20 protein-coding genes are annotated in these 23,832 nt (G+C 38.3%); all 20 read right to left on the bottom strand.

The window, feature by feature from the left end; genetic code table 11:
- Positions 1–35: 35 nt before the first annotated feature.
- Positions 36–1,895, bottom strand: coding sequence for a molecular chaperone DnaK (gene dnaK, locus DD627_RS01250; RefSeq protein WP_260274867.1), 1,860 nt, complete (start codon positions 1,893–1,895; stop codon positions 36–38).
- Positions 1,896–1,916: 21 nt separating this feature from the next.
- Positions 1,917–2,522, bottom strand: coding sequence for a nucleotide exchange factor GrpE (grpE, locus tag DD627_RS01245; protein WP_057782690.1), 606 nt, complete (start codon positions 2,520–2,522; stop codon positions 1,917–1,919).
- A 14-nt stretch (positions 2,523–2,536) separates the two neighbouring features.
- On the bottom strand, positions 2,537–3,577 hold the full coding sequence (hrcA, locus tag DD627_RS01240) for a heat-inducible transcriptional repressor HrcA (protein ID WP_286984560.1): 1,041 nt from the start codon (positions 3,575–3,577) through the stop codon (positions 2,537–2,539).
- Between the two features lie 247 nt (positions 3,578–3,824).
- Positions 3,825–4,784 (bottom strand): riboflavin biosynthesis protein RibF, encoded by a 960-nt coding sequence (gene ribF, locus DD627_RS01235; RefSeq protein WP_260266882.1) that lies wholly within the window; start codon positions 4,782–4,784, stop codon positions 3,825–3,827.
- Positions 4,785–4,832: 48 nt separating this feature from the next.
- On the bottom strand, positions 4,833–5,750 hold the full coding sequence (gene truB, locus DD627_RS01230) for a tRNA pseudouridine(55) synthase TruB (protein ID WP_068804945.1): 918 nt from the start codon (positions 5,748–5,750) through the stop codon (positions 4,833–4,835).
- Positions 5,751–5,882: 132 nt separating this feature from the next.
- Complete coding sequence (gene rbfA / locus DD627_RS01225) at positions 5,883–6,236, bottom strand: 30S ribosome-binding factor RbfA (RefSeq protein ID WP_057782683.1); 354 nt, start codon at positions 6,234–6,236, stop codon at positions 5,883–5,885.
- A gap of 10 nt (positions 6,237–6,246) precedes the next feature.
- Positions 6,247–8,793 carry a translation initiation factor IF-2 gene (gene infB, locus DD627_RS01220; RefSeq protein ID WP_260274866.1) on the bottom strand — a complete coding sequence of 849 codons (2,547 nt, stop codon included), beginning with the start codon at positions 8,791–8,793 and terminating at the stop codon, positions 6,247–6,249.
- Between the two features lie 4 nt (positions 8,794–8,797).
- Positions 8,798–9,112: a L7Ae/L30e/S12e/Gadd45 family ribosomal protein gene (locus tag DD627_RS01215; RefSeq protein WP_057782679.1), complete on the bottom strand. Its 315-nt coding sequence runs from the start codon at positions 9,110–9,112 to the stop codon at positions 8,798–8,800.
- Entirely contained in the window at positions 9,105–9,401 is a 297-nt protein-coding gene (gene rnpM / locus DD627_RS01210) for an RNase P modulator RnpM (protein ID WP_057782677.1), read from the bottom strand. Before rnpM ends, DD627_RS01215 begins: the two co-directional genes overlap by 8 nt.
- A 25-nt stretch (positions 9,402–9,426) precedes the next feature.
- A complete protein-coding gene (gene nusA / locus DD627_RS01205) occupies positions 9,427–10,530 on the bottom strand; it encodes a transcription termination factor NusA (protein ID WP_057782675.1) in 1,104 nt (367 codons plus the stop codon).
- 15 nt (positions 10,531–10,545) lie between these two features.
- Positions 10,546–11,019: a ribosome maturation factor RimP gene (gene rimP, locus DD627_RS01200; protein WP_068804955.1), complete on the bottom strand. Its 474-nt coding sequence runs from the start codon at positions 11,017–11,019 to the stop codon at positions 10,546–10,548.
- Positions 11,020–11,141: 122 nt separating this feature from the next.
- A complete protein-coding gene (locus tag DD627_RS01195) occupies positions 11,142–15,470 on the bottom strand; it encodes a PolC-type DNA polymerase III (RefSeq protein WP_260266883.1) in 4,329 nt (1,442 codons plus the stop codon).
- A 120-nt stretch (positions 15,471–15,590) separates the two neighbouring features.
- The gene (locus DD627_RS01190; RefSeq protein ID WP_068804960.1) at positions 15,591–17,306 is read right to left on the bottom strand and encodes a proline--tRNA ligase; all 1,716 of its coding nucleotides are present in this window, start codon (positions 17,304–17,306) and stop codon (positions 15,591–15,593) included.
- 21 nt (positions 17,307–17,327) lie between these two features.
- The gene (rseP, locus tag DD627_RS01185) at positions 17,328–18,596 is read right to left on the bottom strand and encodes an RIP metalloprotease RseP (RefSeq protein WP_260266884.1); all 1,269 of its coding nucleotides are present in this window, start codon (positions 18,594–18,596) and stop codon (positions 17,328–17,330) included.
- 17 nt (positions 18,597–18,613) lie between these two features.
- On the bottom strand, positions 18,614–19,399 hold the full coding sequence (locus DD627_RS01180; RefSeq protein ID WP_057782665.1) for a phosphatidate cytidylyltransferase: 786 nt from the start codon (positions 19,397–19,399) through the stop codon (positions 18,614–18,616).
- Positions 19,400–19,412: 13 nt separating this feature from the next.
- Positions 19,413–20,210: an undecaprenyl pyrophosphate synthase gene (gene uppS, locus DD627_RS01175; protein WP_286984557.1), complete on the bottom strand. Its 798-nt coding sequence runs from the start codon at positions 20,208–20,210 to the stop codon at positions 19,413–19,415.
- Positions 20,211–20,360: 150 nt separating this feature from the next.
- Complete coding sequence (frr, locus tag DD627_RS01170; RefSeq protein WP_057782661.1) at positions 20,361–20,921, bottom strand: ribosome recycling factor; 561 nt, start codon at positions 20,919–20,921, stop codon at positions 20,361–20,363.
- A gap of 1 nt (position 20,922) precedes the next feature.
- On the bottom strand, positions 20,923–21,645 hold the full coding sequence (gene pyrH, locus DD627_RS01165; RefSeq protein WP_057782659.1) for a UMP kinase: 723 nt from the start codon (positions 21,643–21,645) through the stop codon (positions 20,923–20,925).
- A gap of 158 nt (positions 21,646–21,803) precedes the next feature.
- Complete coding sequence (tsf, locus tag DD627_RS01160) at positions 21,804–22,682, bottom strand: translation elongation factor Ts (protein ID WP_057782657.1); 879 nt, start codon at positions 22,680–22,682, stop codon at positions 21,804–21,806.
- 97 nt (positions 22,683–22,779) lie between these two features.
- The gene (gene rpsB / locus DD627_RS01155; RefSeq protein ID WP_260274865.1) at positions 22,780–23,595 is read right to left on the bottom strand and encodes a 30S ribosomal protein S2; all 816 of its coding nucleotides are present in this window, start codon (positions 23,593–23,595) and stop codon (positions 22,780–22,782) included.
- Positions 23,596–23,832 lie beyond the last annotated feature (237 nt).

Raw genomic sequence — 23,832 nt, 5'->3', positions numbered from 1 at the left:
TTGACTTTTTATTAACAATCAAGCAATTCAATCACTTATTTTTTGTCTTTGTCAGGATCTACTTCTTCAAAGTCACCATCTACAGTTCCTTTATCATCTTTCTTATCAGATGAAGCTGAACCATCTTTTTGATCACCCTTAGCTTGTTCCTGTTGTTGTGCTTGTTGATATAATTTTACCGAAAGGTCTTGAACAATCTTATTCAAGTCGTCCTTCTTGGTCTTCATATCCTCAACATTATTATCTTTTTGAGCCTTCTTCAAAGCATCTTCAGCATCTTTTGCCTTCTTGATCTCATCCTCAGATACTTTGCCTTTAAGCTCTTTCAAAGTCTTGTCAGTTGTAAAGATTAATTGTTCTACTTCGTTCTTAAGATCAACTTCTTCTTTACGTTTCTCATCAGCAGCTTCGTTTTCTTTAGCTTCTTTCATCATTCGATCAATTTCCTCGTCAGAAAGACCTGAAGAACTCTTGATAGTAATCTTTTGATTTTTACCAGTGCCCTTGTCAGTTGCCGAAACATTAACAATCCCGTTTTTATCAATATCGAATTTAACTTCGATTTGAGGAACACCACGTGGTGCCGGTGGAATATCCGTCAATTGGAATCTTCCAAGCGTCTTGTCATCAGCAGCCATTGGACGTTCACCTTGTAACACATGAATATCAACGGCTGGTTGACTATCGGCAGCAGTAGAGAACACTTGTGATTTGCTAGTTGGAATGGTTGTATTACGATCGATCAACTTAGTGAATACACCACCCATAGTTTCAATACCTAAAGAAAGTGGTGTGACATCAAGTAAAACAACATCTTTAACGTCACCAGTTAAGACACCACCTTGAACGGCAGCGCCAATGGCAACCGCTTCATCAGGGTTGATTGAATGGTTAGGTTCCTTTCCAGTCCAGTTTTTAACAGCTTCTTGAACTGCAGGAATACGAGTAGAACCACCATTAAGGATGATTTCATCAAGATCACTTGCAGAAAGATCAGCGTCACGTAAGGCATTATCAACAGGGGTCTTTGTTCGAGCAACTAAGTCAGAAGTCATTTGATCAAATTGAGCACGCGTCAAAGTTTTTTCCAAATGTAAGGGACCGTTAGCTCCAGCCGAGATAAATGGTAAACTGATTTGGGCTTCAGTTACACCAGAAAGGTCCTTCTTAGCCTTTTCAGCAGCATCCTTCAAACGTTGTAAAGCCATCTTGTCTTGAGAAAGGTCAACACCGTTTTCTTTCTTAAAGTCATCAACTAACCAATCAATGATCTTTTGATCAAAATCGTCACCACCAAGATGTGTATCACCATTTGTAGAAAGTACTTGGAAAACACCATCCCCTAATTCAAGGATAGAAACATCAAAAGTACCACCACCAAGATCATAAACTAAGACTTTTTCATCTTTATCTTGCTTGTCGAGTCCATATGCTAAAGCAGATGCCGTAGGTTCATTGATAATTCGTTCAACGTCTAAACCTGCAATTTTACCCGCATCTTTAGTTGCTTGTCGTTGTGAATCATCAAAATAAGCCGGTACAGTGATAACTGCTTTTTCAACAGTGTCACCAAGATAATCTTCAGCATAATGTTTCAGATATTCCAAAATCATTGCTGAAATCTCTTGTGGTGTATAAGACTTGCCACCAGCACTAACTGTATAACCCTTTTCACCAATATGACGTTTGATGGAAACGATTGTATCCGGGTTAGTAATTGCTTGTCGTTTAGCTACTTCTCCAACCTGAGTTTCGCCATTTTTAAATGAAACCACTGAAGGTGTTGTTCGACTACCTTCTGGGTTAGTAATAATCTTTGGTTTGTCTCCTTCGAGGACTGCAACCGCGGAATTTGTTGTTCCTAAATCAATACCAATAATTCTATTGCTTGCCATTTTATTATCCCTCTTTTTAATTTATTGTGACACAACAACCATTGCAGGCCGTAAAACACGATCTTTTAGCATGTATCCCTTTTGCAGGACACTCACTACTTGATCAGCTTTGCCGCCTTCTTCAACAGCCACCGTTTGAACGGCTTGATGAATGTGTGGATCAAATGGTTGACCAACTGCTTCAATCTCAGTTACATGATTGTCTTTTAAGGCCTTATTCATGTGATCAAAAACCATCTGAATACCCTTTTTCAGTTGCTTTCCATTTTCGTCAGACACCTCAATCGCCAAAGCACGCTCAAGATTATCAATCACTGGTAAAATGTCTTTGGCTAAGTGTTGACCGTCATACTTAACCAAGTTTGCCTGCTCTTTTTCATTTCGTTTTTGAATATTGGCCGTTTCAGCCTTAGCACGAATGTATTGATCAGTTATAGCATCAACTTTACCATTCAATTCGGTAATTTGTTTTTTTAACTCTTCAATCTGGGTAGCCGTTTTTGATTGTTTCTTGGACTTTTTTTCGCCCTTTACTTTTTTATCAGGTTTAACTTTAGTTTTTTTTGTTTCTTTTGTTTGTTTTTCGACCGTTTCATCGATCTTTTCAGTCTTCTTGTCTTCTGCCACTACGTTCACACCTCTCAACTATCATCAATATCGTGGTAATAATCTATCAATCTTCTTGCTAGCTCTGTTCGGAACGCACCAACCAACCCAATCATTTTGGAATATGGCATACTCGTTGGTCCCAAAACTGCAATAACACCTTTACCATGTTGATCAACATCGTAAGTTGCTGTAATCAAACTATAATTTTTTAACAGATTATTAGTAATTTCATTACCGATTTGAACCTTAATATTTTGATCTGGCGAACCCAAAACGCTGGCAAGATCCGTCGAATGGTTCATCAAACTATATAAAGATCGAATTGCACCCAAATCATGCTGTTTGGAAAAATCCAGTAAATTTAGCTGCCCACCAACAAAGAATCGTTCAGTTGCTGATTTTTTCAAAACATCTTCGAAAACATCCAAGAAACCCTCTGGCGTTTCAATGTACTTTCCGATTTGATTCGGAATATCCGTTGCTAATCTTTTGAAAACTTCTGACAACGTTAAACCAACTAATTCATCATTAATGATCCGAATAACTGCTTCTAAAGCTTCAGGATCAACGTTTGAAGGCACCTTAAAAGTTCTATTCTGAACGTCACCATTGTCAGTTACCAAAATGGCCATAACACGATGATTTCCTAATGGAACCAATCTGAACCCTTCAAGCTTTGCATCTTTCAATTCAGGCTTTACTGTAAAGGCAGTGTAGCTAGTTAACTTAGAAAGCATATCCGCCGATTCGGCAACGATATCATCAATTTCTTGAAACTGATGATTAAACGAAGAACGTATCTGTCGCAAATCACTCGATTGAACTTTATCAGGTTTCAACAAATGGTCAACATAATAGCGATAGCCTTGGATCGAAGGAATTCGACCGGACGAAGAGTGAGTTTTCTTAAGCAACCCAATTTCTTCCAGCGTCGCCATCTCATTACGAATTGTTGCCGAACTCACATGCATCGGTAATTGGCTAACTAAAGCTTTTGAACCTACTGGCTGACCATCACTCGTATAGATCTGAACGATTGCTTGTAAAATCAATAACTCCCTATCTGTCAGCAAAACCATCACCTCTTTTAGCACTTAGCACATTGGAGTGCTAAGACACTATTAAAGATAACAAATGTTCTTTCAAATGTCAACATTAGTCAAACATTTTTTGATATTTGTACTATTCTTTTTTTAAAAGCCTACTTTTTTGCTTGTATTAAGAGATTTCGTCCAAGGTGCTACAGCATTTTTTGATACTTTACGTTCTGATTTAAATCAGATTTCAATGGCAAGGTATTAACTGAAAAATGCATCTACATTAATTTGATTTTCCATTATTTAAATTCGCAAAATATTGCCGGATGTTTTTTTCATCGGCCTTTAATTGTTCAATTAATTTGTCAGCATTCGCAAACTTTATTTCACCACGCACATAGTGATACCATTCTACGGAAACTACTTCACCATATATTTCCTGATCAAAATCAAAAATATTGATTTCTAACGTGATCGGACGATTTTCTCCAAACGTGACATTACGGCCAACAGAAGCCATCGCTGGCCACCATTTTGTGCCAATTTTGATCCGAACAGCATAAATTCCAATCCCCGGAATTCGTACCCATGGATCTGACAATACATTTGCCGTAGGAAATCCAAGTGTTCGTCCCCGAGCTTCACCATGAACTACTAATCCACTAGTTTGGTAAACATATCCTAAGAACTTGTTGGCATGATCCACATCACTTTTCTTTAAATCATCACGAATTTTGGTTGAACTAACTTTTTGACCGTCTAATAAAAATTCGTTTACTGTCACGATATCAAAACGATCTTTGGAATAACTTGGTAAATGAGTCATATCCGCAATTTCACGTGGCCCATAAGTATAGTCAAAACCTGCAACGATTGCTTTTGCATGCAGATTAACCATATATTGATCCACAAATTCTTGAGGAGTTAAATGCGCAAAAGTGGATGTGAAACTGACCACATATAAAAAATCAACACCCAAACTAGTCATTAACTCAGCTTTTCGTTTAACTGAGGTCAAATAATGTAAACCATTTAGACCCGGTTTCGGAAAAACAACAGACGGGTGATGGTCAAAAGTCATTGCTGCAAGCGGTAATTTTCTTTGATCGGCTTCCTTGCGAGCACACTTGATAACTGCCTGATGGCCAAGATGAACGCCACCAAAAAATCCCATTGCCAAAACAACATCTCCATGAGGAATTTCTTGAGTCTCATATGGATGATGTAAATAAATAATTCTCATAAAATCCTCCCAATAATTCTAAATATCACGTTCTCAAAACTCTCTTAGTTAGTTGGTTAATAACATGGTCATCGGCCGATAAGCTACCCGTTTTTCATCATATTGGTATAGTGCTTGGACCCGATCGTGAAAAGTCAATGCCAATACAGGGGCTGCATTTTTCGGCTGATCAAAATTACTTCTCTGTAAAATAGCACCGTTTTGAACTCTCCGCCAAAGATCGGCATTCAGTTCAAAATGCGGATAATTTTTTAACGCATGATCAAGGGGCCGAATCAAAGTATCGATCGTATTAGTTTCAACAGCCGACTCCAACTGAGCAAAAGTCACCGTTTCATCTAATTTAAACCCGCCACTACTTAGCCTAGTTAATTTTGACATAACTGCCGGCACACCTAAAATCTCACCCAGATCCACCGCCAGCGTCCGAACGTAAGTCCCTTTACTGCACACAACTTTGAAATTAACAGTTTGGGTACCATTGATCTTATCGAAAACGGACCGGGCTTGTCGTTCAAACGTATGAACTGTTATTTGACGTTTTGGTCGTTCAACTTCAATACCCTGGCGTGCATATTCATATAACTTCTTGCCATTAACTTTAATTGCAGAATAAATTGGTGGTATTTGAGTAATCTCACCAGTTAACCGAAGCATAGCCATATCAATTTCAGTATCAGAAAAAGCCTGACTAAGAATTCGTTTCTTGATAACTTCACCATCTAAATCTTCAGTAGTTGTAGAAAAACCAAAAGTTACAGCCCCTTCGTAAACCTTACCTGATGCCATTAGGTAGTTTACGACTTTAGTGGCTTTTCCCACACAGATTGGCAAAACCCCGTCTACATTAGGATCTAATGTACCACTATGGCCAACTTTTTTTTGATGAAGAATACCGCGAATTTTGGCGACACAATCAAAACTTGTCATGCCCCGCGGTTTATACAAAGGAATTATGCCATCCATATAAAACGACCTCCATTTTTTACTGCTTTAAATTATAGCATAGCTTCGCCGTTTCCTTTGAATTTTGGCATCAAAAAAAGAATGGCCATTAAATTCCAGACCATTCTTTTGCGTATTTATAAACGAAATCGATTAATCTTCTGAATTAAGTTTATTGATCAACTTATCAATACGATCGCCATATTGAACTGAGGCATCACGTTCAAAAATTAATTCAGGAGTTTTATAAATTGACAGACGAGAACCCAATTCGCTGCGAATCAGGCCTTTAGCTTTTTGTAAACCGGTAGCAACTCTTTCACCATCGGAAGCCTTATCTGACAAAATACTATAGTAAACAGTTGCTTGCTGAAGATCACCAGTCACATTAACACCAGTGATGGTGATACCCTGCACGCGTGGATCACGAACACGTTTACGAATAATATCACTAATTTCTTTCTCTATTTCCTGACCAAGACGATCAGCTCGATATAATCTTGCCATGTGGATCCTCCTATTCTACAGGAACCTCTTTCATGATATAGGCTTCGATGACATCATCAACTTTAATATCATTATAGCCATCAATTGTAAGACCTAATTCAAAGCCTTGTTTGACTTGTTTAGCATCATCTTTAAATCGTTTCAAGCTGGCTAATTTACCTTCGTAAATTACAACACTGTCCCGGATTAAACGAACGCCACTATCCTTTTGAATATAGCCCTCCGTCACATAACCACCAACAACAGTTCCAACATGGGAAACTTTATAGATCTGACGAACTTCAACTTGCCCAGTAATGACTTCCTTGTAAGTTGGTTCAAGCATCCCTTTCATAGCGGATTCTACTTCGTCAATTGCGTTGTAGATAACTCGATGTAAACGGATATCCACATTTGAAGAATCCGCCAACTGCTTAGCCTGATTAGTTGGACGAACATTGAAACCAATGATAATGGCATTGCTGGCTTCAGCTAACGCCACATCACTTTCATTAATTGCACCAACAGCGGTATGAATAATGTTTACCCGGACGCCTTTGACATCGATCTTCTTTAGACTGCCAGACAGAGCTTCAACCGAACCCTGAACATCAGCCTTAATGATAAGGTCAACTTCCTTCATTTCTCCTTCTTTAAGAGAATCAAACAAGTTATCCAAAGTGACATGATTATTTGCACGGCGTTCTTCCATCAATGATTCTTTGGCACGTTCTTCACCAGCTGCACGAGCCGATTTTTCATCATCAAAGATCACAAAACGGTCACCAGCTTCAGGGACATCATTCAAACCTGTAATTTCAACTGGGGTTGATGGCGTAGCTTCTTTTACACGACGGCCTAATTCATTTGTCATTGTTCGAACGCGACCAAAGGTACTACCAACCACAATTGGATCACCAACACGCATAGTTCCTTGCTGAACTAAAACAGTTGCGATTGAACCCTTACCAGGATCAAGACTGGCTTCAATTACAGAGCCAGCTCCATTTTGTTCTGGATTTGCTTTCAATTCCATAACTTCGGCTTGAAGTAAGATCATGTCTAGTAATTCGTCCAAATTCTTACCAAATTTAGCCGAAATTTCAACGAAAATCGTATCACCACCCCAGTCTTCAGAAACCAATCCATATTCAGTCAACTGTTCCATAACGTGTTTTGGATTAGCACCAGGTTTATCAATTTTGTTAACAGCGACAATAATGGGTACATTGGCAGCCTTCGCATGATTGATAGCTTCAATAGTTTGTGGCATAACACCATCATCGGCTGCCACGACTAAAATGGTAATATCTGTGATATCAGCACCACGAGCACGCATTTCAGTGAATGCAGCATGTCCTGGTGTATCCAAGAAGGTAATCAACTTACCATCATGCTTCAACTGATAGGCACCAATAGCCTGAGTAATCCCGCCAGCTTCACCAGCAGTAATATGACTATGACGTAACTTATCCAGCAAAGTTGTCTTACCATGATCAACGTGTCCCATAATTGTAACAACGGGAGGACGGCTTTCAAGGTGGTCAGTATTTTCAGCTTCTTCTTCAAACATCTTGTCAATATCAGAAACATTAACAACTTCTTTTTTCTCAGCCTTGATTCCGTAATCTGCGGCTAAAATTTCAATCGTATCCTTATTAAGGGTTTGATTTTGATTAACCATCACGCCAAGCATAAATAACTTCTTGATGATTTCTGCTGGCTCACGATGAATTTTTTTAGCAATTTCGGCTACGTTCGTTCCATCGTTGTATTCAAAAACTTCTGGTAATGGCTTATTTTTTCTTGTTGGTGCTGGTTTGTTATCTACTTGACGTAAACGACCATTCTTCTTACTCTTCTTATTGTATCGACCACGGTTATTATAACGGTTATTATTACGGCCAAAACTTGAATTGCGATTCCCCTGTGAATTTCCACGACGACTATCTCTTGAAGTTGAAGAACCCTGCGAATTACTATTTGACCGGTTGTTTGTATTTGATCGATTATTATTATTTGATGAACGATTCCCCGCATTTGAAGAATTGCTCTGCGTGGACCGTTGTTGTGAATTACGATTCTGAGTACTATTTTGATTATTTCTTGAGTTAGTCCGCGATTGATTTTGTTGACTAGAGCGATTTTGGCTATGTGAGCCGTTATTAGCACTCTGATTTTGGTGTTGCGGGCGATTAGAACCTGTTTGACTAGCCGGACGATTGTGTGTTTGTTCAGTCGTCTTATGGTTATTATTTACAGATTTTGTTTCTTGAGGTCTTTGTGATGTCTGAGTAGTTTTATGTTGCACACTAGTCTCCTGTTTGTGGCCAGATGCACGTTCAACGACTGTTTTACCAGTTTTTGCTGACCGATACATAGTTGGCTTCTTCTTTGGTGTTTCAGATTTTTGGTTATTTTTTGTAGCGAATGATTGTCGAATTTGGCGTTCTTCATTCTCTCCAAGGGTAGACATGTGGTTTTTAACATCAAAACCAGACGCTTTAGCTTTGGCAATAATATCCTTACTAGATACATTAATTTCCTTAGCTAATTCATATATGCGTTTTTTCCCCATATCTTCACGCTCCTTCTTCAATATTTAATTTCAATAAAGCTTTTGCAAATCCCTGATCTTCAATTGCAACAGCTGACCTTGACTGGCCAATAGCCTGGCTTAATGTTTCACGAGTCATAAAAGCTAATAATGGGATTTGATAAGTTGTGCATTTATCAGAGATTTTTTTCTGGGTCGCTGCACCTAAATCTGTGCTAACGACAATCAATTTAGCTTTTTGGCTTCGAATTGATTGTAACACTTGTTGTTCCCCAGAAATCAATTTTCCCGCTCTTCGTGCCAGTCCGAGCAAATTGGAAAACCGATCTTTATCATTCATCTTTGAAAAGTTCCTTTCGAGCTTGTTGATGATCTACATAAGCAATAAGTTCATCGTAAAACTCATCAGCAACCTTAATCTTAAATGTTTTATCAAAAGTTCTCTCATCTTTTGCCTTTTTGGCAATTTTCACATCTAACCCAATGTAAGCTCCACGACCTGGCTTTTTCCCAGTTGGGTCTAAAGAAACTTCATCTTGTTTATTTTTAACAACTCGAACTAATTCCCTTTTGGGGAACATCTCACCCGTTACAATATCTTTACGTAACGGAATTTTTCTTTTCTTCATAGTTATCGAGCCTCCTAATCAACTATTATTGATTATCTTCACTTTCTGAATCTGATTCTGTGACGTCGTCCTCTTCAGGTTCTTCCATTAAATCTTTGGCATCAGTTTCTGATTTTATATCAATCTTATAACCAGTCAACTTAGCAGCCAAACGGGCATTTTGTCCGCGTTTACCAATTGCTAATGAAAGTTGATAATCTGGAACAATCACCATGCAGGTCCGTTCATTTTCTTCGTCAAACAAGACATCGACAACTTCAGCCGGGTTCAACGCATTGGAAATGTACTTAGCAGCATCATCTTCCCATTCAACAATATCCATGTTTTCACCGTTTAACTCATTAACGATGGTCTGAACACGTTGACCTCTGGGACCCACACAGGTTCCAACAGCATCAATATCTGGATCGGTTGAACGGACAGCAACTTTCGCACGGTCGCCGGCTTCACGAGCCACTGAAACAATTTCAACTGTGCCATCAAAAATTTCCGGAACTTCTTGTTCAAACAACCGCTTCAACAAATCTGGTGTGCTTCGGCTTACAAATACTTGTGCACCCTTGCCACTATTTTCAACTTTTGTCACATAAACCTTAATATGATCATGCGGTTCATATCTTTCAGTTGGGATTTGATCTTGTTTAGACATCACAGCTTCAACACCACCAAGATCAACATAGACAAAACGATTATCGCGACGAGCAACTTCACCAGTCACGATTTCATTTTCATATTCACTGTACTTATTATAAATGATTTCCCGTTCTGCTTCGCGAACCCGTTGCAAAATAACTTGTTTGGCTGTTTGAGCAGCAATTCGACCAAAGTTTTTAGGAGTCACTTCAAACTTAATGTGATCACCTAGTTCATAAGCCTTGTTAATGCTTAACGCATCACTTAGGCTTACCTGTTGTTGATCGTCCAAAACCTCATCGACAACTTCTTTAACTGCATATACATGAATATCGCCTTTTTTGTCATCAAACTCTACATCCACATTTTGAGCCTGTCCATAGTTTCGTTTATAAGCCGAAACCAAGGCAGCTTCTAAGGCCTCAATGACAACTTCCTTCTTAATCCCCTTCTCCTCTTCCAAAGTATTGAGGGCACTAATCATTTCTTTACTCATTTTAAATTCTCCTTTTTAAAACTTGATTGCAAAACGCGCAAATCCAATTTGTTTAACCTCAAATTGTTTAGTAATTTTTCTTGTTTTATTCATGTAAGTTAGTTTTATTGTTGTGCCTGAATAATCATCTAAAGTTCCTTCAAAAACTTTTTGGCCATCAATTGGGGCATACAACGAAATATGCACATACTGTCCCACTGCTCGTTGCCAATCATTCGAAGTTTTAATGGGCCGTTCAGCTCCGGGAGAAGAAACTTCAAGAAAATAGGCCTGAGGAAATGGATCCGGCTCTAAACTATCTAGCTTTTCACTGATCTGATCGCTAGCCTCAGCGCAATCTTCAATTGTAATCCCACCTGGTTTATCGATATAAACACGAAGATACCAGCTTTTACCTTCCTTAACAAACTCTATATCCACCAACTCAAACTGGTGGGATTCAATAAGGGGTTCTACTTCCTTTTGTACTGTTTCTACAACACTCGCCAAACTTAAACCTCCAATAAAATTCAAATATTTTCAAGAAAAAGAGTGAGCATTTTCTGCTCACTCACTTGCCGCAATTAGATTCACTATAAGTATAACATATCGCTTAATAACGTACAAATAAGCTACATATCAAACAACGATAATTGATTTTCATCTGGTAAATCCGACAAAACACCATTTTCTGTCATAAAATCAATCAAGGTCTTTGAAACCTTGCCTCGTTTAGACAGATCTTCTTTTGAAAGAAATGGTTTATCTTCACGAGCCGCCACGATCTGTTTAGCCACGTTCAATCCCAGTCCCGGAACCGCGTTGAATGGAGCTAATAGGGAGTTTCCATCAATTAACCACTGTGAGGCATCTGACTTATTGACGTCCACCATTTTAAACGTATACCCGCGCTCTATCATCTCATTAGCCAATTCCAAAACAGTCAAAAGATTTTTTTCTTTAGTAGACGCATCCATCCCTTTATCATTAATAGCCTTCATTGCACTTTTAACAGCATCTTTGCCATGAGACATAGAAACTAAATCAAAATCGTCTGCCCGCACACTAAAATATGCACTGTAATATAAAATTGGAAAGTAAACTTTGAAATAGGCAATTCTTAAAGCCATCAAAACATATGCAGAAGCATGTGCACGTGGAAACATATATTTGATCTTCCCGCAGGAATCAATATACCAGTCTGGCACATTTGATTGTTTCATCTTTTCTTCATCACCATCAGGAATTCCGCGGCCATGTCGCACACTCTCCATGATCTGGAATGAAGTTTGGGAATCCATACCATAATGAATTAAATCGGTCATGATATTATCACGACACCCAATCACATCTTTCAAGGTTGCCGTCCCTGCTTTAATTAATTCTTCAGCATTTCCTAACCACACATCGGTTCCATGAGAAAGTCCAGAAATTTGAAGTAATTCGGCATAGGTGGTTGGATGGGTTTCTTCCAACATTCCCCGCACAAATCGAGTCCCAAATTCCGGAACGCCGAAAGTCCCCGTTTTCGACTGAATTTGTTCAGGAGTAACACCTAAAACTTCTGGCCCAGAAAACAGTTTCATAACACCGGGATCGTCCGTCGGAATCGTTTTAGGATCAATCCCTGATAAATCTTGCAAGGCACGAATCATGGTAGGATCATCATGACCCAGAATATCCATTTTTAAAATATTGTCGTGAATTGAATGGAAATCAAAATGCGTCGTTTCCCACGCTGCAGTTTGATCATCAGCTGGATATTGAATCGGTGTAAAGTCATAAATATCCATGTAATCAGGGACAATCAAAATTCCCGCTGGATGTTGACCAGTGGTTCTTTTTACGCCGGTAGCCCCCTTTGACAACCGATCAATTTCTGCATTTCGGAAAGTTTTCCCAGAATCACGTTCATAAGCTTTTACATAACCATAGGCTGTTTTATCAGCAACAGTTCCAATTGTTCCCGCACGGAATACATTTTTCTTACCGAACAAAACCTGCATATAGTTATGGGCAATTGGCTGGTAGTCTCCAGAAAAATTCAAATCAATATCAGGAACTTTATCCCCTTTGAACCCTAAGAAAGTTTCAAATGGAATATCTTGCCCATCCCCAACCAATGGTGTTTGACATTTAGGACAAACTTTATCAGGCAAATCGAATCCAGATCCATATTCACCTTTAGTAAAGAATTCTGTGTATTGGCAGTTAGGGCATCGATAATGTGGTGGTAATGGATTAACCTCCGTAATACCAGACATCGTCGCCACTAAACTGGAGCCAACTGATCCCCGAGAACCAACTAAGTAACCATCTTTATTACTTTTGTGTACAAGCCGTTGTGCAATTAAATAAATAACAGAGAATCCATTCCCAATGATACTCTTTAGTTCCTTATCCAAACGTTCCTTTACAATCTGTGGCAATGGATCACCATAAAGTTCATGAGCTTTATCCATTGTCAGTTGTTCAATTCTATTTTCAGCACCAGGCATTTTGGGAGTATATAGTTTATCTTTAACTGGCTTGATTTCGTCAACCATGTCTGCAATTTTAGCAGGATTAGTGACAACAATTTCCTCGGCCTTTTGTTTCCCCAAGAAGGCAAATTCCTCAAGCATTTCATCTGTCGTCCGGAAATGCACATCTGGCAATGTTGAACGATTAAGTGGATTAGCACCACCCTGAGAATTAATTAAGATTTTTCGATAAATGTAATCTTCAGGATTCAAGTAATGCACATCACCAGTCGCTACAACCGGTTTGTGCAGTTCAGTACCGAGAGCGACAATATTTGATAAAATCTCTTCCAAATGACGATTATCTTGAATGAGACCCTGCTCAATCTCTGGTTGATAAACTGGCTTTGCCATCACTTCCAAATAATCATAAAACTTAGCCTTTTGTTTGGCCTCTTCTTTACCTTTTTGCATCATGGCCGTAAAAACTTCGCCACTACTGCATGCAGATCCCACGATTATACCATCACGAAGTCGTGATAGTTCAGACTTAGGAATTCTAGGTACCCTGTAGTAATATTGCACATTAGAAAGTGATACTAAGCGGAACAAGTTTTTCAAACCTGCCTGAGTGGTTGCAAGAAGCACAGCATGTGAAGGCCGGGCATGTTTGTAAGCATCGTTTTCCGTCATATGGTCGTTCAACTGACTGTGGTACTTAATATGATACCGATCTTCAGCATCTTTTAAAAACAAATGACAAAGGTGGCCAGTAGATTCAGCATCATAGATTGCTCGATGATGGTGTTCCAAACTGACGCCAAATTTTTTAGCCAGTGTATTTAAACGATAACTTTTAAGTGTTGGATACAAAAAACGAGCCAAGGTTAAGGTATCAATAATCGGATTTGTTACTGGAGGCATGTTATAACGAGCATACCCAGTATTCATGAAACCAATATCGAAGGTCACATTATGACCCACAATGATGGCATCCCCATAAAACTCTCTAAATAACGTAAAGACGTCTTTTTCAGATTTCGATCCACGGACCATCTCATTTGTAATACTTGTTAAATTCGTAGTTAATTCAGATAATGGAAAGCCAGGATCAATAAACTCTTCAAACTGGTCAATCACATTACCATCCTGCATTTTCACGGCCGACAACTCAATCACTTTATCGTAAATGGCTGATAGGCCAGTTGTTTCCACATCAAATACAACGTAGGTGGTCCCTTTTAACGGGATTTTTTTATCATTGTAACCAATTGGCACGCCGTCATCTACCAAATTGGCTTCAACCCCATACAAAACTTTAACGCCATTCTTCTTACCTGCGGCATATGCTTCAGGAAATGCTTGCAGGCCAGCATGGTCAGTAACGGCAATCGCTTTTTGTCCCCATTTTGCTGCCTGTTGAACAAAGTCCGTGATATTGTTGGTCGCATCCATCTGACTCATGTTAGTATGCAAATGAAGTTCCACTCGTTTTTTACCTTCAGGTGCTTTGTCCTGCCGGGTTGCATGACTAATCTCCATTACATCATAAGCATTCAAAGTTAAGTCGCGCATAAAAGTATCTTCTTGAACTGTTCCACGCACTTTAACCCAAAGTCCCTTTTGAATAGTAGAAAAGAGTTGTTCTTCAGCTTCATTCTTTGAAAACTTTTTGACTGTAATGGAAGAACTATAGTCTGTGATCTTAAATATTAACAACTGTCGCTTAGAACGCAGGGTTCGGACCTCAGCATCAAATATATAGCCTTCCGCAACAACTGACCGTTCTTCTTGGGTAATATCTTCTAATCGGGTGATAGCTTCATCAGGATTAATTTGTTTACCAATGCGAACAGGCCCCCCATCTGGAATACCACTAGCCTGTTTTTTTTGTCGTTTTTCATCTTGTTTCAGAATTGCCTGCGATGCTTTTTGTGCCAAAATTGCATCGTTTTTCTCTTTTTTCGCCTTTAATTCTTCAATCATACTTTGTGAATCGGACTCATCGACAATTGTGTGGATTGAAAACTCAGGAAATCCATATTGTTGATAAGAACTTTCAATTGGTCCCAAAGCTGTGGTGGTTAAAAAATTTTGAACCACTTCATTTTGCGCCGCAAACAAAATTCTACCGTCATTCAGGCTTGGTAAATTATGTCCACATAATTCTTGTGTGAGCGGAGATGAAATATGACTATTTTTCACAATCCATTCCCAATAATTATCAATTAAACGAATATCCAACTTGGCATTTGAAGTCTGAATATTAAAAGCAACTCGTGCAATCGATTTAAAGGCGATTTGTAAATGATTATCAAGTTGTTGAAAAACTGCAAAGGGTAAACAATCCTCAAATTTAAAAGAGAATTCCCATACCTTCGATTTTTGATGAACAACAACTTTCTTAACCTCCGCATTTACAAAACTCGGATCATTTGGTTCCGGATAATTAATTTGTTCGAGAAGTTTTTTAAATTGTTCATTAGAATTTAGACTCAAGATTTGATTCCTTCCCTTTTTTACAAAAACTAATAATCATGAAGATAACGGCAAATTGATATATAGACTGAATCCTTCATCAACTTGCCGTTATATTAACTCATTTGTTGGTAACGTTTCCTAGTTTTCATCCTTCAGAAGAATGCCAACTGAATTTTTCAATTCCTCAATTTTAACTTCCAAGGTTTCACCTGTTTTACGTAATTTCACTTCAACAATACCTTCTGAAGATTTTTTACCAACCGTAATCCGAACAGGAATACCAATTAAATCAGAATCAGCAAACTTCACGCCAGCACGTTCTTTCCGATCATCAACCAAAACTTCATAACCTGCTTCAGTCATTGTTTCTTCAATTTGCTTGGCTAAGGCCATCTGCTCGTCATTCTTAGCATTAACTGGAACAACATGAACATCAAATGGTGCAATATTCTTTGGCCAAACTAAACCATGGTCATCTGCTTTTTGTTCTGCAATTGCAGATAACAATCGACTAACACCAATTCCATAGCAACCCATAATAACTGACTTAGCACGTCCGTTTTCATCCAAAACGGTGGCACCCAAAGCATCTGAGTAACGCGTTCCCAATTTGAAAATATGACCAATTTCGATTCCCTTGGTAAACTGCAGCTTACCTTTCCCATCTGGTGCAAGTTCTCCTTCTTGAACTGTTCTGAAATCACCAAATTGATTAACCTTCAAATCACGATCGATATTTACATTCTTATAGTGGTATCCATTTTCATTAGCTCCAGTAACTGCATTTACCATGTTTTTGACATAAAAATCAGCCAAAATTGTGATATTTTCAGCATCCACATTAACGGCACCTAAGGAACCAAAATCAGCATTTAAATACTTTTCAGCTTGATCATCATTTGCAGGTACTAACTCACCAGCATTCAAAAAGTTTTTAACTTTAACTTCATTAACTTGGTCGTTACCACGAACTAAGACAAGAACTGGTTTTTCATCGGCAATGTACAATAACGTCTTAATGAGCTTCTTTGAGTCAACGTCCAGAAATTTGGCAACTTCCTCAATTGTCTTAGCATTTGGTGTCGCAACCTTTTCCAATGTCATTGGTTCTTCACCTGCAGAAACATCATCTACATATTTACTGCTTGCCATTTCTAAATTAGCGGCATAATCACTTTCTTTTGAATAGGCAATCGTATCTTCACCAACAGGAGCTATTGCAGAGAACTCTTTTGAATCATTACCACCCATTGCACCAGCATCACCAACAATTTCTCGGTAATCTAAACCACAAGCATCAAAAATATTTTGATAAGCCTTTTCCATGTCACGGAATGTTTTGTCCAAACTATCCGTCTCAGCATGGAACGAATAAGCATCTTTCATCAAAAACTCACGGCCACGAAGCAATCCATAACGAGGGCGATCTTCATCCCGATATTTCATTTGAATTTGATACAAAGTAAGGGGTAATTTTTTATAAGATTTAACTTCATCCCGAATCAAAGTTGTAAAGGTTTCTTCATGTGTTGGGCCAAGAATAAAATCACGATCATGACGATTCTTAAATTTATACAACTCTGGCCCGTATGTTTCTAATCGTCCTGACTTCTCCCAAAGTTCAGCGGGTAAAACAGCAGGCACTAGCATTTCTACCGCATCGATTTTTTCCATTTCAGAACGTATGATTTTTTTTATTTTTTCAATTGTTCGAAATGCGAGTGGTAGATACGCATACATCCCGGCAGATACCTGACGAATATACCCAGCCCGTAACATCATTTGATGGCTTTTAGCTTCAGCATCATTTGGAACTTCTTTCAAAGTCGGAATTAACATTTTTGATTGTTTCATATTTTCCTCCGTTAGTAGTTATTATTTAAAGAAATACCGTTGAATATCGTTCCAGGTTACAGCAACCATTAAAAGCATCAAAAGTCCGAAACCGATGAGGGTAATTATACCTTCCGTTTCTGGCTTTAATGGTTTACGACGGATCCCTTCGATAAAGTTCAATAAAATTTTCCCGCCATCTAATGCGGGAATTGGAATCAAATTAACAATTCCAAGGTTTAGTGACAGATAAGCCAACATGGTCAGCACCGAAACAAAGCCAAGTTTGGCTGCCTCAGAAGTTTGTGCATAAATAGCAACTGGTCCACCAAAATCGTTCACACTAAATCCATGCGTTATCATGTGTCCAAGAAGTGTGAAAATCATAGTTGTCAATTTCCAAGTTTCAGTAAAACCGTACATAATGCGTGCGCCAAGATTGCGTGTCATCGAACTTTCAATCCCTATCTGGCCAACTTGTCCTTCATTTCCCTTAACCGACTTCGGAACTAAAGTATAAGTTAATTTCTTTCCATTTCGGTTAACTTCAATTTTTGTTTTTTTCTTTGGTCGACTAGAAATTGTGTCCTGCAAATCTGTCCACGAATTTGTGGATTGCCCTGCAACTGACACAATTTGATCATTAGTTTCCAAACCAGCTTTTGCAGCGATTGAGTCTGAGACAACAGAAACCTGATTGGAGTTGGTTGGGACTGCTCCTTGGAGAATACCAACAAGGGCAAAAACAATGATTGCTAAAATGAAGTTATTCATTGGCCCAGCAAAATTTGTAAGAATTCGTTGCCATAACTTTGCAGATTGAAACTGAACATCTTTAGGTGCAATTCGAACTTTGGTTCCATCACTTTCAATTATGGATGCATCATGGTCAACTTCATAGCGCTTTAAGTTTTGTTCGTCACCATTTTCGTAGCCTTCAATCCAAAGCTCAGTCTCCAAATCGCTATTCGTCACTTCAACAGGAATGCCGTTTAAAAGAGTTGTATCGTGACTAGTATTAATTGTCTCGATTTTTCCATTTTTACCAGTAATTAAGCTGACTGGCATCCCCGGTTTCAGCTCCTCACCAGAATCTTCTAATCCTGCCATGCGCACATAACCACCAACCGGCAAAATTCTAAGGGTATATGTGGTCGCATTCTTAGAATAAGAATAGATTTTAGGACCCATTCCAATCGAAAATTCACGCACTAAAATCCCAGACTTTTTGGCAAAATAGAAATGACCAAATTCATGAACAATCACTAAAATACCAAATACAATTATGAATGTAATAATCGTTTGTATCAATGGCAAACCTCACTTAATTAGATTAATCCGAATAAATGAATAATCGGTAAGACAAGTAACATGCTATCAAAACGATCGAGAATTCCACCGTGACCTGGCAAAATATTACCAGAGTCTTTCACGGAGAAGTAACGTTTTAAGGCCGATTCAACTAGGTCACCAAATTGACCGGTTATAGAGAATATCAACGTTAACAAGACCATTAAAATGAAATTATATTGGGTTGGATAAAAAATTAAAAATACGGAACCGATAATTGTAGCCACAACAGTCCCCCCAATAGAACCTTCCCAAGTCTTGTTTGGGCTGATATGGGGAGCCAGTTTATTTTTTCCAAACCGCTTACCAATCATATAAGCTCCACTGTCGGTTGACCAAATGACAAACAAAATATATAACAACATGGACAACCCAACACCTCTAGCCGCTATAAAGTAGTAAAAACCAAACCCAATGTACAACATCGCTAAAGTGACCGCACCCGCATCGTCAAAAGAAAAACGATTGCGACTAACAACTGTTCGAATCAATAACGCAAGTACACACAAGAAGAAAACAAAAACACGATCAATTTGGGGTGGCAACCAGCCAAACCAACTAAGTGGTGCAATTAATGAAAAGACACCTATGTCTGCAATAATTGCTTCCGGAGAAACCAAAAGTAACTTTTTCATCATTAAAACTTCATTAACAGCAATCAATCCAAGCACTATGCCGGCGATGTCGATGAGCCAACCTCCGTAAACAATAACCGGAATAAAGATAATCAAGGCAATAACTGCTGTTGTCACACGTTGTTTCATATTATAAACTCCCTTATTTTAAACCGCCAAAACGACGATTCCTTTGTTGATACTCATAAATACAATCTCTTAATGTCGCATCAGAAAAATCTGGCCACAATTGATCCGTAAATACTAATTCGCTATAAGCAATTTGCCAAAGTAAAAAATTAGAAATTCTTTCTTCCCCGCTTGTTCGAATTAACAAATCCGGATCGGAATAAGGTTTTAATTCCGCAGTCATTAACATCGAATCAATTGTCTTATCCGTAATTTCTTCAGGGCTAATTTTATTCTGATCCACTTGGGCTGCAATCTTTTGAACAGCGGTAACAATTTCCGCTCTACCACCATAGTTAAGCGCAAAGTTTAACACCATTCCAGTACATTTTTCCGTATCTGCAATTGCATTTTTCACGGCTTTTTGTGTATAGTCTGGTAGCTGATCAATATATCCCATTACATTCACGCGAACATTATGTTTAATTAAATCTGGTACAAAAGTATCGAAAAAGTCGGTTGGCAAATGCATTAAAAAACTTACTTCTGCAGATGGCCGTTTCCAATTTTCCGTAGAAAAAGCGTACAAAGTCAAAATTTTCACGCCTAACTTACTAGCACTAATCGTAATTTTCTTCACGGTGTTCATGCCTTCCCGATGTCCCGCAATTCTCGGCAAATGCCGTTTCTGTGCCCATCTTCCGTTACCATCCATAATAATAGCTACGTGACTGGGAATATTATGATCATCTAAGGTATTAAAAGAAAGCTTTTCGTCTTTACCCTTTTGAGTATTTTTAGAGAACACTTTACCACTCCATCTCATATTCATGCATAATGTCTATTTTAGCAGAATTCTTCAGAAGTTAACATTCCTAGCAAAAAAAAGCTACTAGTTCTTCAATTTTAAATTAAAATTGATAATAAAAAAACACAAACAGCACTGATAATTCAGGCTCTTTGTGTCAATTAGTCATTAAAATTACTCAGATAAAACTTCTTTTTCTTTATCTGCTACAATTCCATCAACAGCTTTAATTGCGGCATCCGTAACTTTTTGTGTTTGAGTTTCTAAATCATGCAACTGATCTTCTGTAAAGGTACTATCTTTTTCGCCTTTTTTAAGCTCATCCATTGCATCGCGACGCACATTACGGACTGCTACTTTAGCGCGTTCACCTTCAGCTTTAACGTCTTTAGCTAATTCTTTACGTCTATCTTCAGTTAACTGAGGAATAACTAATCGAATTGCACTACCATCATTTGATGGATTAATACCTAAATCTGACATTAAAATTGCTTGTTCTAAGTTCTTTAAAGCTGATTTGTCATAAGGTGTCACCATAATTACTCGAGCCTCTGGAATGCTGATTGAAGCCATTTGATTAACAGGTGTCGGTGTTCCGTAATAATCAACCTTAATTCGATCTAACAAACTAGCATTAGCGCGTCCTGCTCGAATATTTCCTAGCTCACGTTGCAATGCCTGTTCAGCCTTTGCCATTTTGTCTTGTGCTTTTTTAATAATTTCATTTTGTGCCATATTATTTTCCCCTTACTGTAGTTCCAATTTTCTGGCCTTCAACAACTTTTTTAATATTTCCAGGTTGATTTAAATTGAAAACAACCAACGGAATATTGTTTTCCATAGATAGGGAACTTGCAGTTGTATCCATAACATTAAGTCCCTTATCTATAATATCCATATGTGTCAACTCTTCATATTTGGTAGCTGAAGCGTCTTTGTTAGGATCTGCAGAGTAAATTCCGTCAACACCATTCTTAGCCATTAAAATAGCGTCCGCATTTATTTCTGCACCTCTTAATGCAGCGGTCGTATCAGTAGAAAAGTATGGGCTACCAGTACCAGCTGCAAAAATGACAATCCGATCTTTTTCTAAGTGACGAACTGCCTTCCGACGAATGTATGGTTCAGCAATTTGACGCATTTCAATTGCCGTCTGAACACGAGTGGGAACACCTAACGATTCCAAGCTGTCTTGCAAGGCCAACGCGTTCATTACTGTAGCTAACATACCGATATAGTCAGCTTGAACGCGTTCCATACCCATTTGTTCACCAGTTTCACCACGCCACATATTACCGCCACCGCAAACAATTGCAATTTGAACGCCCATATCATGAACATCTTTTAACTCTTGAGCTACTGTTTTAATAACAGGTGGATTAATTCCTGATCCTTTATCGCCTGCAAGTGCTTCGCCACTAAGCTTCATGATTACCCGTTTATATTTAACTTCTGTCATGGTGTTTCCTCCTCGTTTCTTCCGTTCTAGTTTATCATAAAATTAGCCAATAGAGCCATCTATTCGCTAATTTAGTAAATAGTTCGTTTCTATGTAGCAAAAAAGGTGTCTTGTTTTCACAAAACACCTAAAACTGTAAGTAAGGACTAAGAACTAGCCTATTTACCCATTTCTTTTTTAACTTCTTCAGCAAAGTTAGCAGATTTCTTTTCGATACCTTCACCAACTTCATAACGGATAAATGATTTAACCTTTCCACCCTTTGAAGCCACATATTTAGCAACTGTTTGGTCTGGATCTTTAACAAAATCTTGATCATCAAGACTAATTTCTGCTAAGAATTTGTTAAGTCGGCCTTCTACCATCTTATCGATAATTTTTGCTGGCTTTCCTTCTTCTTCAGCTTCCTTGGTCAAAACTTCACGTTCATGATCCAAGACTTCAGCGGGAACCTGACTACGATTTACATACTTAGGATTAATTGCAGCAACGTGCATAGCAATGTCCTTAGCAGTATCATCATCAGCACCGTCCAATACAACTAAGGTAGCAATCTTACCACCCATGTGTAAATAAGCACCAAAATGTTCGTTTTCAGATTTTTTAACAACATCAAAACGACGTAAAGTGATTTTTTCACCAGTCACCTGAGTGGTTTCAATAATGTCATCATTAACTGTTCCCTTAGCGGTTTCAAGCTTCAAAGCATCCTCGATAGATGCAGGAGCACTCAAAGCAAGTTGAGAAGTAACTGCTTTTACTAAGTCAATAAATTGATCATTGGAAGCGACAAAGTCAGTTTCTGAGTTAACCTCAGCAATAGCTGCTTGATCATTATGAATTTCAACATCGGCTAAGCCTTCAGCAGCGATTCGATCACTTTTCTTTTCAGCTTTGGCAATCCCTTTTTCACGAAGAAAATCAATTGCCTTATCCATATCACCATCAGTTGCGACTAATGCTTTTTTAGCATCCATCATACCAACACCAATTTTGTCACGTAACTCTTTAACTTGTGATGCAGAAATACTTGCCATAATTATGGCCTCCTTTTAGTAAATTCTAAATTCCATTAAAAAGGCCATCTCAATCTCAGGCCAAAAAGGTCGAGACTTACGACAGCCTAATAATTAACTATTTTGCAGAGTCTGATCCGCCCTCAACAGTTTTTTTGAGATTCTCAAGAGAATCTGTCGAAACGTCACTTGCTGCTTCTTTAACAGGAGCTGCACTTTCAGTTGCTGCTGGTTGAGCATCGTCTTGATCTTCACCTTGACGGCCCTCAATAACGGCATCAGCCATTTTTGAAGTAATCAAACGAACAGCACGAATAGCATCATCATTTGATGGGATAATAACATCAATTTGATCAGGATCTGTATTCGTATCTACCATAGCAATAATTGGAATGTTCAACTTACGAGCTTCTTTTACCGCGATTTGTTCCTTACGAGGATCAACGATAAAAATAGCATCTGGAACATGTGGCATATCTTCAATACCACCCAAGAACTTCTCCAACTTGTCTTTTTGTTTGTTAAGAAGAGAAACTTCTTTCTTTGGCAAACGTTCAAATGTACCGTCTTCATTCATTTTTTTGAGATCTTTAAGACGTTTGATACGAGTTTGAATTGTGTTCCAGTTAGTTAAAGTTCCACCTAACCAACGATGGTTAACATAAAACTGACCTGCACGTGTAGCTTCTTCTTCGATTGCAGTTTGTGCTTGTTTCTTCGTACCAACAAATAAAACAACACCATTGTTTGCTGCAATATCTTTTACAAAGTTGTATGCAGAATCAATCATTTTAACTGTTTTTTGTAAGTCAATGATGTAAATTCCGTTACGTTCTGTAAAAATGTATGGCTTCATCTTTGGATTCCAACGACGTGTTTGGTGACCAAAGTGAACACCGGCTTCAAGCAATTGCTTCATAGAAATTACTGCCATAATAAAAATACCTCCAATAGTTTTTTCCTTCCCAATTTTCCTTTGATTTGAGAACTCAATGAGCACTGGTCAAATCATCCAACTGGGTGTGAATTTGGTTTAACACCAGCAATAAGTATACCGAAAATGCGCATTTAACGCAAGTAATACTTTCATTTTTATGCCGTTCAGAGCAAAAAAAAGTTTACACACCTTAATAATGTGTAAACTCTTTGGGGTCTACACTTTCTGGTATTG

The organism is Pediococcus sp., from assembly GCF_003533255.1.
In the GTDB taxonomy this organism is placed as follows: domain Bacteria; phylum Bacillota; class Bacilli; order Lactobacillales; family Lactobacillaceae; genus Pediococcus; species Pediococcus parvulus.
This window is presented reverse-complemented; position numbering and strand designations above follow the sequence as displayed.